General features: G+C 67.9%; 11 protein-coding genes and 1 pseudogene. 5 read left to right on the top strand and 7 right to left on the bottom strand.

Annotated features, from left to right (window positions below):
* The 4 genes and pseudogenes from JZ791_RS41560 to JZ791_RS41545 form a co-directional block, all read right to left on the bottom strand.
* A pseudogene (locus JZ791_RS41560) lies at positions 1-264 on the bottom strand (acireductone synthase); the annotation flags it as partial.
* Entirely contained in the window at positions 261-833 is a 573-nt protein-coding gene (locus JZ791_RS41555; protein ID WP_216903073.1) for a 1,2-dihydroxy-3-keto-5-methylthiopentene dioxygenase, read from the bottom strand. The pseudogene JZ791_RS41560 and the gene JZ791_RS41555, both read right to left, overlap by 4 nt.
* Before the next feature lie 25 nt (positions 834-858).
* The gene (gene mtnA, locus JZ791_RS41550) at positions 859-2934 is read right to left on the bottom strand and encodes an S-methyl-5-thioribose-1-phosphate isomerase (protein ID WP_216903071.1); all 2076 of its coding nucleotides are present in this window, start codon (positions 2932-2934) and stop codon (positions 859-861) included.
* A 602-nt stretch (positions 2935-3536) separates the two neighbouring features.
* Positions 3537-4118 carry a TetR/AcrR family transcriptional regulator gene (locus JZ791_RS41545; RefSeq protein WP_216903069.1) on the bottom strand — a complete coding sequence of 194 codons (582 nt, stop codon included), beginning with the start codon at positions 4116-4118 and terminating at the stop codon, positions 3537-3539.
* Between the two features lie 39 nt (positions 4119-4157).
* On the opposite strand from JZ791_RS41545, the gene JZ791_RS41540 reads away from it, so the two are divergent.
* The 3 genes from JZ791_RS41540 (at position 4158) to JZ791_RS46740 (ending at position 6822) form a co-directional block, all read left to right on the top strand.
* Positions 4158-5399, top strand: a complete 1242-nt coding sequence (locus JZ791_RS41540) for a KasA/KasB family beta-ketoacyl-ACP synthase (protein ID WP_216903067.1) — start codon at positions 4158-4160, stop codon at positions 5397-5399.
* A 173-nt stretch (positions 5400-5572) separates the two neighbouring features.
* On the top strand, positions 5573-6013 hold the full coding sequence (locus tag JZ791_RS41535; RefSeq protein WP_216903065.1) for an SRPBCC domain-containing protein: 441 nt from the start codon (positions 5573-5575) through the stop codon (positions 6011-6013).
* Positions 6014-6210: 197 nt separating this feature from the next.
* On the top strand, positions 6211-6822 hold the full coding sequence (locus tag JZ791_RS46740; RefSeq protein WP_216903063.1) for an LppP/LprE family lipoprotein: 612 nt from the start codon (positions 6211-6213) through the stop codon (positions 6820-6822).
* Here the strand turns inward: JZ791_RS46740 and JZ791_RS41525 are convergent.
* Both JZ791_RS41525 and JZ791_RS41520 read right to left on the bottom strand, forming a co-directional pair.
* Entirely contained in the window at positions 6816-7448 is a 633-nt protein-coding gene (locus tag JZ791_RS41525) for a TetR/AcrR family transcriptional regulator (RefSeq protein WP_216903075.1), read from the bottom strand. The two genes, JZ791_RS46740 and JZ791_RS41525, sit on opposite strands and share 7 nt — an antisense overlap.
* Positions 7449-7813: 365 nt before the next feature.
* Positions 7814-8935, bottom strand: coding sequence for an NAD(P)H-dependent flavin oxidoreductase (locus JZ791_RS41520; protein WP_216903061.1), 1122 nt, complete (start codon positions 8933-8935; stop codon positions 7814-7816).
* A 374-nt stretch (positions 8936-9309) separates the two neighbouring features.
* Between JZ791_RS41520 and JZ791_RS41515 the strand changes: the two genes are divergently transcribed.
* On the top strand, positions 9310-9795 hold the full coding sequence (locus JZ791_RS41515; RefSeq protein ID WP_216903059.1) for an SRPBCC family protein: 486 nt from the start codon (positions 9310-9312) through the stop codon (positions 9793-9795).
* Here JZ791_RS41515 and JZ791_RS41510 read toward each other — a convergent pair.
* A complete protein-coding gene (locus tag JZ791_RS41510) occupies positions 9742-10899 on the bottom strand; it encodes a cytochrome P450 family protein (RefSeq protein ID WP_216903057.1) in 1158 nt (385 codons plus the stop codon). The two genes, JZ791_RS41515 and JZ791_RS41510, sit on opposite strands and share 54 nt — an antisense overlap.
* Positions 10900-11102: 203 nt before the next feature.
* Here JZ791_RS41510 and dinB point away from each other — a divergent pair.
* Positions 11103-12006 (top strand): DNA polymerase IV (gene dinB, locus JZ791_RS41505; protein WP_216903055.1); only part of this gene is annotated, 904 nt, incomplete at its 3' end.

Raw genomic sequence — 12006 nt, 5'->3', positions numbered from 1 at the left:
GATGATGCCCTGTGCGGCCTTGAGCGGTTCGGCTTTCACGTCCGAATCCAGCCAACCACAGAGGATTTCGGCCACCTCGGCGGCATCGGCGCCGGGGCGTCCGGACAGTTCCCGCGTGCCCGAGAGCACCGGATCGGCGCAGCCGCCGGTGTTCTCGGCCAGCCACCGGGGCAGGTGCTCTCGGGTGTAGCCGTACAGGTCCTCACGCACGGAGGCGGTCGGACTGGTCGTGCCCTCGATGTCGACGACGATCGCGGAGATCACGACGTGGCGAGCAATTCGTCGAGGGTCGGGAAGCCGGCGCCGATCTTGTCGCCGGTGAAATCGCCGACCCAGCCGTCTTCCTCCTCGAAGAACCGGACGGCCAGGAAGTCGGGGCGTGCGCCCATGTCGAACCAGTGCCGGGTGCCCGCGGGCACCGAGACCAGATCCCCGCCCTCGCAGACCACCGCCACGACCTCGCCGTCCAGGTGCAGGTAGAAGCAGCCGCGGCCGGAGGCGAAGAACCGCACCTCGTCCTCGGCGTGCCGGTGCTCGGACAGGAACTTCTCGCGCGCGGCGACGGCCTTGTCCGGCCACTGCGGGTCGCTGTCGTCGGGGTGGATGCGCGCGACGTCGATGTGCTTGTAGCGGCCGTCGGCGTTCAATTCCCCGATGCGCCCGGCGTATTCGGCGAGGATATCCTCGGTGGGGGCCTGCCCGTCGGCCGGAAGCGGCCAGCGGTCGAATACGATGCCACGCTTGCTCAATTGTGCGCCGATTTCCTCGGTATCGGTGGTACGCAACACGATTCGATCGGAATCGGCGTCGGGCATGATCTGCAACAGGGTCATGGGGAGATCCTCCTGGGAAAAAACCTTACGGGTGCGCGCCGATGGTTCGGCGCCCGCTCAACGTCACCAGTTCGCACATCGCCTCGAGGCATTCCGCGCGGTCGCGGGCCTGGGCAAGGCCCGAACCCCACGCGGTGATGCCGTGTCCGGCGATGAACAGCACCGGCGGCGCTTTCGGATGTTCTATCAGGTAGCGCTCGATATCGTCGCCGATGCGGGAGACGTCGGCGTGATTGGCGAAGACGGGGATATCGATGACCTCGACATTATCGGATTTCGACCCTACGAGCCCCTTGATCAGCTCGTATCCGGCGAACCGCAGCAGCCCGGGCCCCGACGCGTGCGTGGGCGCCGGGTTCGCACCGACCAGGCCCGCCTCCTCACCGGACCCGAATGCTCCCGCGCCCGATCGTCCTGTGCTGTCACCGGATTCGATCACCCCGTGGCTCGATCGGGTCGCGGAACCGGTGGAGTCGACGGATCGTGCCGTGGTGGCGATGGTCCGGGCCGTGGCATGCGGCGGATGCACATGCACGACCGCCTCCGCGTTGGTGGCCCGGTAGACGGCGGTGTGGATCGAGGTCTCCGCCGAGGGGCGCCGATGCCCCGAAATCTGCTGTGAATCAGCGATCTTGACCGTCACCATGTCGTCGGCGAGCAGTTCCCCCTTGGACAGCCCGCTTCCGGTGACCACGGCCGTCTTCGCCGACCGCACCGAGATGTTGCCCGCCGTGCCCGGCATCCATCCGCGCGCGTACAGCCCGCGGGCGATCTGGGCGATGCTCTGCACCGCAATCGTTTCCGGGTCGATCGCCGCCGACTCGGAGTTCGAGGCGACGCCAGGGACCGAGGCGTCGCCGGCCGCAGGCACGATAGTTCCGTTCGCCACGCCGCTCTCAGTCGTCGAAGCAGCGGCGCGCGCGGACGCGGCAGTTCGGGTCGTCGCGTCGATATCGGTCGTGGAGGCACGGCCGGCCGCAGGCACGGTAGTTCCGGTTGCCGCGCCGATATCAGTCATCGAGGCGCCACCGGCCGCCGAGGCAGAGCCGTCCGCCGATGCGGCAGTTCGGGTCGTCGCGTCGCCATCGGTGGTCGGGGCAGCGCTTTCTGCGGACAGGAACGTACCGGTCACGACGCCGTTCTCGGTGACCACGGCCGTGACCAGTTCCGGCGGTGTCACGTCGAACGCCGGATTGAACACCGCGGTCCCCTCGGGAGCTGTCGGCACACCGCCGATTTCGGTGATCTCGTGCGCCGCGCGCTCTTCCACGACGATCTCACGGCCGGTCGCCGTGGCCGCGTCGCGGGTGGACTCGGGGGCGACCACGACGAACGGAATTCCGTGATGGTGCGCGGCGATCGCCAGCGCATACGTCCCGATCTTGTTCGCCACCGATCCGTCGGCGGTGATCCGGTCCGCGCCGACCAGCACGCAATCGACCTGCCCGGTCGCCATCGCCCACGCCGCCGCCGAGTCGATCGTCAGCCGGTGCGGGATGCCCGCCCGGGCCAGCTCCCAGGTGGTGAGCCGCGCACCCTGCAACAGCGGCCGGGTCTCGTCGACCAGCACCGACTCCACCGCCCCGCGCTCGGCCAGCAGCAGGATCGCACCCAGTGCGGTGCCGAACGACGTCGTGGCCAGGCGTCCGGTGTTGCAGTGGGTGAGCACGCGCAACGGCCGGTCCGGAGTCAGCCGCCGCACCAGATCCGCCGCATGCGTCGCGGCGACCCGGTTGATCCGGCCGTCCTCCTCGAGCATCGCCAGCGCCTCGGCCAGCACGGCCCGCGGCCCCTCGGGCAGCCTGCTCAGCGCCCGCCGCACACCCCACGCCAGATTCACCGCGGTGGGCCGCGCCGAGGCGACCCGCTCGGCCTCCGCCGTCACCGCCACGTCGTCGCCGGGATGCGCGAGGGTAGCCAGCACCACCCCGAACGCCCCCGACACCCCGAGCGCCGGGGCGCCTCGAATGGCCAGTGTGGAGATCGCGTCGATGACCTCGTCCACCGTGGTGATCCGCAACGTCCGCAGCTCACCCGGCAGCGCCCGCTGATCGACGGTCACCAACGCGCCGTCGACCCACGAGATCGAACTCTCACCCATCCAGAAAACCTCTAGACCTAGACCCGACTACCTCGCTGAACCGTATCCAACACACCACTGCTCCCGAGCGCCAGGTTTGCGCTCACCCCAATTCCTGACCAGCGGGTCGCCGCCGGGTAAGTCCGAGACGAATACCGAGAACGTCCCTTCAGCGCGGGAGAACCGGCCTCCCCCTGCATTCTTGGGGCCGATTTAGCGGAAAACCGAGCTTCAGGCCCGAAGAATGTAGCGGGAGGCCGGGTTGTCCTTCACGTCGTGGTGTGTCGGCGGCTCGCCGAGTGCGGGGTGGTCGCGGTCACGCACAAGGCCCACTCGACGGGCGCCAGCAAGCCCGCACCACGATGCGGATCTGAGCTGGGCCGGGCCGCGGCGGTTCGACATCCTCGACCCGCAAGACCTCGCCGGGATCTCCAACAGACACCCGTCTCGGGGACGGTGTCGGGTCGAGAACGCGGCGAGTGACCCGCAGAACCGGCCTCACGCTGCATTCTTCGGGTGTGATCGTCGGAAACCAGAGTTTCGAGGCGAAAGAATGCAGCGTGAGGCCGGGTGTCGCGGCGGGGGGCGGGAAATGGAGCATCAGGCCGCGGACGGACGGTAGCTCAGTGCACACCCTTCCGTGAGGATGGCAGGCACTGGTTGATCAGTAGGCGGGCGGCCTTGGACGCGCGGGTTGTGTCGCCGGTGACCAGGCGGTCCTGCAGTATGCCTCGGATGCCCGAAACCATCAGGGTCGCAGCGGATTCCGGGTCGGGCATGGACGGGTCCAGCTCGGACAGGACCTTGGTGAGCGCGTCGATCAGCACGTGCACCGAGTCGTTGGCGTAGGCGGCGAACGGGCTGCCGGGCACCGAGCCCACGCCCAGCACCTGCAGCAGGACGCTGGTGCTGCGCACCCAGTCGCTGGTGGTGTTCACGCAGAACGATTCGATCAGCCGTCGTCGCAACATGTCGATGTCCTCGACGTCGGCGAACATACTCGCGATATCGGGCCGCTGGGTTTCCAGCGCGGACACCAGCATCTGCTCCTTGCTTCCAAAATAATGGATCAACATTCTGGAGCTGGTTCCCAGGTAGTCTGCGAGCGGACGGAGGGAGAGTTCGGTGAGTCCGCGGTCGGCGATATACGCGATGACACCGGCGAGCAGCGCTGCTCGCCGTGCCTGGTCGAGTGGGCGTGGCACGGGTTGACTGTAGCGTCCGCTACAGGTATTCATGACCGCATGCCTGTACCGAATGTTTCACATTCACCACGCGGAGTCGTCGTCACCGGAATGGTCACCACCACGAGCCTGGCTCCCGATCTGGAGGGCACCTGGTCTCGCCTGCTCGACGGGGAGAGTGGAATCGGAACACTCACAGACGATTTCATCACCAAGTACGACCTGCCGGTGCGGATCGGCGGCAAGCTGAAGCAGAGCCCGGCCGAACACCTGACCCGCATCGAGTTGCGCCGCCACTCCTATGTGCAGCAGATGGCGCTGGTGCTGGGGCGGCAGGTGTGGGAGGACGCCGGCAAGCCCGATGTCGAGGGCGAGCGGCTCGGTGTCGCGATCGGCACGGGCCTGGGCGGCGGCGACACCATCGGCGCGGCGATGAAGCAGATGGAGCAGGGCTACCGCAAGATCCACCCGCTGACGGTGCCCATGGTGATGCCCAACGGGTCCGCCGCGCGCGTGGGACTCGAATTCGGCGCCAAGGCGGGCGTTTACGCGCCCACCTCCGCCTGCGCCTCGGGCGCGGAGGCGATCGCGCACGCGTGGCGGCTGATCGCCACCGGCGAGGCCGACGTGATGATCGCCGGCGGCGTCGAGGGCTATATCGAGGCCATCCCGATCGCCAGCTTCGCGATGATGCGCGCGATGAGCACCCGCAACGACGACCCGGCCGGGGCCTCGCGCCCGTTCGACCGCGACCGGGACGGGTTCGTCTTCGGCGAGGCCGGCGCGCTGGTGGTCCTCGAGTCCGAGGAGTTCGCCGCCGCGCGCGGGGCCAAGGTGCACGGCCGCGTCCTGGGCGCCGGCATCACCTCCGACGGCTACCACATGACCGGTACCGATCCCGACGGCGGCGGTTCGGCGAACGCGATGCGCAAGGCGATCAATTTCGCGGGGCTGACCGCCGGTGATATCGACCACATCAACGCGCACGCCACCGCCACCCCGGTCGGCGACGCCTCGGAGGCCAACGCCATCACGGCCGTGGCGAAGCAGGCCTCGGTGTACGCGCCCAAGGGCGCGCTCGGTCACTCGATCGGCGCGGTCGGCGCGCTGGAGGCCATCCTGACCGTGTGCACAGTGCGCGACCAGATTGTCCCGCCCACACTGAATTTCGAGAATCCCGACGAGGGTGTGGAGTTGGACATCGTGCACAGCTCGTCCCGTAAGCAGGACATCTCCTATGCGCTGAGCAACTCCTTCGGGTTCGGCGGGCACAACGTGACACTGGCGTTCGGGCGGGCCTGAAGGTAATCACTCGCGCGCTGGGGCTGCCGACCCGATCCCAGCCGCTGGAGTCCCGGGCGGGCGCCCTGACCGCGTCCGCGCTCGGCGGCACGTGGCCTGGTGTCCCGAGCCGCTCTCACGCACAGCGGCGGGTCGGGTACCCGGTGTAGAACCTGTTTCAGTATTGTTCCGGCATGGCCTTCGTGATCGACGAGAGTGTGGAAATCGATGCACCTGCCGCGACGGTATGGCAGGTGCTGACTGACTTTCCTCGCTACGGCGAATGGAATCCGTTCTGTGTCGCCGCCGAGACCACACTCGAGCCGGGGGCGCCGATCGATATGCGGGTGCGGCTGCTCGGCCCCGGACCGATGAAGCAGCGTGAGTTCATCCGCACGAGTACCCCCGGCGTCGGTTTCAGTTATTCGATGAAGCCGATGCCGCTGGGCGCGTTGCACAGCCTGCGCACACAGACCCTCACCCCGGTGGGCGAGGAACGCTGCCGCTACGACTCGCATTTCGAACTCGACGGCTGGCTGCTGCCGGTGGTCAGCGGGCTCATGGGTAGCGCGCTGCGCCGCGGGTTCGGCGGCATGACCGCCGCGGTCGCCGAGCGTGCCGTGGAACTGCGCTGAATACTTTGCGCGGTGCTCACGTCGGCGCTCCGGGATCCGCTGTGGGGCATCAGCGATGGCAAGGGGTGCATACATGCACGCGATGCGGAGTGACCAGGGGTGGACCGACCCAGCGGGGCGATTCGGGCATTTCGCTGGGGCACAGTAGGTTTACTCTCGGCAGGTACCGCTCCGCAGGATCTACGGAAGGTCATACCGTGTTCCGAACCACCACCGGCACATTCGCTGTCGTCGCGACCGTTTGCGTCGTGGTCGCGGGCGTTCTGTCCGGATGCGGCCATGATTCGCGCCCCACCGAGGCCGCACCGATCACCGCGACCGCCGCCCCGGCGCAACTGCCGGTGACGCAGGGCAATTCGGGCACCTCGGCGCTGGCGGCCACCGGCGAGCAGTCTCCGCCCGCGGCCTGCGGCGTCAACCTGAGCTCCCCCGCGGTCGCCGCCGCCGTGGCGAAGCTACCGATGGAGCCGGTCACCCAATCCCATTGGGAGACCAACCCTTCCACCTTCGAAGGCAATTACAGCCCTTGCGCGACCTTGTCGACCGCCATCGTCATGATCCAGGGCGGGACGGCCAGCTCACCGGAACACGCCCTGATGTTCCACAAGGGCCGGTACCTCGGCACCGCGACCTCGAAGGCCTACGGCTTCACCAGGCTGGTCCCCGCACGCACCACCGACGACACTGTCGCCCTGGACTATTGGACCCCCGGCACCTGCGATGCCTGCCCCGGCGGTACGCACGACGTGGTCACCTTCCACTGGGACGGCACTCACGTCGTCATGTCCGGCAAGCCCCCGAGCTACTGACCGCGGTACTTCTCGAGCAGGGGCAGGAAGATCCCGTCCACGATCATCGTGATGCGTTCCGGCGAAACCGGTTCGAGGGTCATCAGGAGGTCGTGCCGGATCAGGTCGAACGGTACGTCGAGGATCTCCCGCGGCACCCGGGTGAGGTCCAATTCGCCGCGATCGTGGGCGCGCCGGAAGACGGAGTCCGGTCGCTCGGCCTCGTCCCGATCCGGTATCTCGCCCGGGACGTCGAGCACCCGGTGGCGGACGTCGGCGGGAGTCAGCCCGCAGCTGTCGTACAGCCCCGCGAATGTCGCGCTGACGGACGTGATCAGCTCGCCGCGGGAGTCGTTCATCCTGGTGAACAATGCCAGCAGGTCGTCTCGAAGATTGCCGGTGTCGGGGATGGCGACGGGGGTGTTCGCCCGGTAGTGGCTGATGGCTTGAACGACCAGGTCGTCCTTGCGCGGCCAGCGGCGATAGAGAACGGCGACACCGGTTTTCGCGCGGGTGGCGACGGATTCCATCGTCAGCTTGGCGAAGCCGACCTCGGCGAGCTCCTGCCATGCGGCATCGAGCAGCGCCTCCTCGAGCGCCTTGCCTCGGCGCCGGCGGGGAACCCCGGTCGTCACGTCCTCTGCCATCACGCTCCGATTATAAGGACGTTCGCCTCTATAAGGGTGGCTTGCATTCCCTATTTCCCCTGGCTTCTCGCGCTATGGCTCGCGATCGGTGGCATGGGGCTCGACGCGATCATCATGCCGGTGATGACCGGCTTTTGATGGGCAACGGGTTTCGCGCTGATCGCGACGGTGATGTGCGCCTGGCTCCCGGGGCGCCGGAACAGGTGCCGCGGCCGCCGGAGCGGCTGCGGCGGCATGGGCCGCACTGGCCGAACCGTCCGGTCCGCGAGTCGCGCCGCAGGGCCGACGCGGCCGGCGACGCTACGGCTTCGACGAAGTGGGGCGGTGGGCCGATCGGCCCACCGCCCCAATGACATTCGGTGCTGTCAGGCGTTGTTGAGCTTGTTCAGGCGCTCACAGGAGTCGAGGTACTCCTCGATCAGGCGCTGCATGAGATCGGCGGTGCGCTCGACCTTGTTCATCAGGCCGACCACCTGGCCGACCGGGTTGAAGTTCACGTCCTTGGCGGCCTCGGGGTAGCGGTGCCCGCGCTTGACGCCGTCCAGGGCGACCATCATCTGCAGCGGCATCGGCAGCGGGTCAGGGTTCTCGGGGTTCTCCCACGCCTCGGTCCAGTCGTTGCGCAGCATCCGGGCGGGCTTCCCGGTCCACGACCGCGACCGCACGGTGTCGTGGCTGGTGGCATCGATGTAGGACTGCATCTGCGCGGGCGGCACATTGGCCTCCTCGACCGTCAGCCACAGCGAGCCGGTCCACGCGCCCGCCGCGCCCATCGCCAGGGCGGCGGCGATCTGGCGGCCGTTGCCGATACCGCCGGCGGCCAGTGCGGGCATATCACCGATCGCGTCGATGACCTGCGGCCACAGCACCAGCGAGGAGATCTCGCCGCAGTGCCCGCCGCCCTCGGTGCCCTGCATGACCACGAAATCCAGGCCCGCGCGCTTGTGGTTGAGCGCATGCTTGACCGAGCCGCACAGCGCGCCGATCAGGCGGCCGGAGTCCTGGACCTGCTTGATGATGTCGTCGGGCGGGGTGCCCAGGGCGTTGGCGACGACCTTGGCCTTGGGGTGCCGCAGGATCACCTCGACCTGCGGGGCCGCGGTGGTCGCGGTCCAGCCGAGCAGCTGGTTGTGGTGCTCTTCCCCGGGCAGCCGCGGCACTCCGTGGTCGGCCAGGATCTTCTCGGCGAAGTCGCGGTGGCCCTGCGGAACGAGTTCGGCCAGTTTGGCTTCCAGCTCGGCGGGGGTCAGCCCCTCGACGCCCTTGCCCTCGTACTTGGACGGGATGACCAGGTCGACGCCGTACACCCCGTGCACATGCTCGTCGAGCCAGGTCAGCTCGACCTCCAACTGCTCGGCGGTGAATCCGACCGCGCCCAGCACGCCGAGTCCACCGGCGTTGCTCACCGCGGCGGCGACGTCGCGGCAATGGGTGAAGGCGAAGATGGGGACATCGATACCCATTCGTTCGCAGATCTCGGTACGCATGGCCTGGTGCACTCCTCTGGTCTTCCGGCGCTCTCGCCACAACAGTAGAACACGTTTCATATTCAGGCTAGCTGTTCAGTGGACGCGAATCGAGGATGAAGCTTCCGATAGGGCGATCAAATGCGCCGATAGGGTCATGATGGGGAGATTTCGGCATACATATGTGCACTGAAAAGTGCGGGCAACTCGTTCTAGTTTGCGCAATTCGGCCGGACTCTTTCGATCGTCGGCCAGAGGAAATGGCCGACCTCGGAGAAGGCGCTGTTCAGTGGCGGTGAGGATGGACTCGTCGGTGTCCTGGCGGTCCGCTGATTCCACCGGTGGTCACAGTGGATCGGCACGCCCGGTCCGGGAGCATGGGTAGGCTCGGCGCCATGGCCTCCATTCGCCATGACATCGCGATCGACGCTTCGCCGCAACACGTGTGGGACGTCGTGCGCGATGTCGGCGCCGTGCACGAGCGCCTACTGCCCGGCCGGGTGGTCGGCACGCGGATCGACGGGGTCGAACGATTCCTGACCTTCCCGGACGGGCATGTGATCCGGGAGTTGATCATTGCCATCGATGAGCAGTCGCGGCGGTTGGCGTACTCCGTCGTGGACGGTGCGCGGCCTGCGCTGGAGTACCACCATGCCTCGTTCGAAGTCCGCGCCGAGGGTGAGTGCGCACGGCTTATGTGGATCACCGACGTCCTGCCCGACGCTGCCGCGCCCGAGATCCGCATCCGTACCGAGTACGGGATCGCCGAGATGAAGCAGGCGATCGAAGCAGCGGCGCCGAATGGTTTGCGCGACAATACATCGTCGTCAGGTGGTCAGGGTGAGTTCGGCCAGGGCGTAGGTCATCCAGGACTCTCGTAGGCGGTAGGTCTCTCGTGGTCCGGTGACATGGAGGTGTGGGTATTTGCTCAGCACGGCGCGGGCGGCGTGGTCGGCCTGCAAATGAGCCAGGGGCGCGCCGAGGCAATAGTGGCGGCCGCGGCCGAAAGTCAGGTTCGGGCGGCCATGTCCGGCGGGGTCCAGATGCGCTGAGCGCAGGGATGCGTACACGGTGTGGCCGTGTGGAATGACCACGCCGTTGATCTCGATGTCGGCGAGCGGGAACCGTCGCACGGCGTAGTTCATCGGTGTGGCGGTGCCGACCAGCTGCCGGATCAAGGTGGTGAATTCCGTTGGCCGGTCGAGTAGTTCGCGGGCCCGGGCTTGGTGGTGGCGTACCAATTCGTCAAGGACGAAGGAGGTCGAACTGATCGTGTTCTCGAATCCGCCGATGATCGTCAGGAATGCCAGGCTCACCAGTTCGTCCTCGGTGAGTCTGTCCTGGCCGTCCCGGGCCGCGATCCAGGTCGAGAGCAGGTCTTGGCCCGGTTCGCGTCGTTTGCCCGCGATCGCCTCGGAGATCAAGCCCCACAGGGTGGTCATCGACTTGCGCAACGCGTCGGCCTCGTGTGAGGCGTCCGAGCGGAACAGCGGCGCGGAGGCTTCGCGGAAGGCGCCCAACTGCTCCTGCGGCAGGCCCAGGAGCGTTCCGGTCACGCGCACCGGCAGAGGTTCGCACAAGCCCGTCATGAGGTCGATCCGGCCCGCGGCGGGAAGGTCGGCGACCAATTCGGTTACCGCCGTCCACACGATCTCCTCGTGGAACCGATGGTGCCGGGGGCCGAATGCCTCGGCTGCGAGGCTGCGGAGGCGGCGATGGGCCTCGCCGTCGAGGTTGAGCAGGTTGGCGTCGAGTGCGGGCGGCAGCTTGTTTCCGCGAAATCCCATGGTGCTGTCGGCTTTTGCCGCTGAAACATTCGGGTCGGTGAGCAGCATGGTCACGGCGTCGTAGCCGGTGATCACCCATACGGGCGAGCCGTCGGGTAGTTCGGCCCGGTGTACTCCGGGTGCACGGGTTCGCAGTCGCTCGTGCAGCGCGTCGATCTCGTGCGTGCTCGCGGTGAATGGAAGACTCCCCAATGTCATACCCGTCAGCGTGCCAGTCCTTCCGGCGGAATTCGACGTTTCGGCCGCACGACGACACCGAGGGCGGATCGGTTCCGTTGAGGTTCACGGACTGGTCCTGGAACATCCGCTGGTGAGCTGCGTCCTGGAAACGTGTCGGTGGGTCATGCGAACATATGTTCGTGTCCATCCGGGATAGGTCCGCTCCGCCGTCCACTCGCGACATGTCTTCCGGCGAGCAGGGGGTCTCGCCGGATGGGCGCCTCCCTGCGCGGGCCGAGGCATCGATCCTGCACGCGGACCTGGATTCGTTCTATGCCTCGGTCGAGCAGCGGGACGATCCGCGCCTGCGCGGGCGGCCGGTGATCGTGGGCGGCGGGGTGGTGCTGGCGGCCAGCTACGAGGCCAAGGCGTACGGCATTCGCACCCCGATGAACGGGGGTGCGGCGCGGCGGCTGTGCCCGGACGCGATCGTGGTGCCGCCGCGCATGGACGCCTACTCGCGGGCCAGCAAGCAGGTGTTCGAGATCTTCCGCGACACCACGCCCGAGGTCGAGGGTATCTCGATCGACGAGGCATTCCTCGACGTCGGCGGCTTGTGGCGCATCGCCGGCTCCCCCGTCGATATCGCAGCCCGCCTGCGCGAGCGGGTCCGCGAGCAGGCCGGGCTCCCGATCTCGGTCGGCGTGGCGCGCACCAAATTCCTGGCCAAGGTCGCGAGCGCCGTAGCCAAACCCGACGGCCTGCTCCTCGTGCCACCCGGCGGCGAACTGTCCTTCCTGCATCCACTCCCGGTCGAAAGACTCTGGGGTGTAGGCGAAGTCACCGCCCGCACCCTTCACGAGCACGGCATCACCCGGGTAGGCCACCTGGCCGAGCACGGCGAGGGCCCCTTGGCCGCCATTCTCGGCCGCGGCGCCGCCCGCCACCTCTACGCCCTGTCCTGGGCCCGCGACCCCCGCCGCGTAGACACCGCCCGTCGCCGCCGCTCGATCGGCGCCCAACGCGCCCTCGGCCGCGGCCCCCACGCCGACGCCGACATCGAGGCCTACCTCCACGGCCTCCTGGATCGCCTGGGCCACCGCCTCCGCGCCGCCGACCGCCGCTCACGAACCATCGTCCTACGCC

This window comes from Nocardia alni, assembly GCF_019038435.1.
GTDB classification, from domain to species: Bacteria; Actinomycetota; Actinomycetes; order Mycobacteriales; family Mycobacteriaceae; genus Nocardia; species Nocardia alni.
This window is presented reverse-complemented; position numbering and strand designations above follow the sequence as displayed.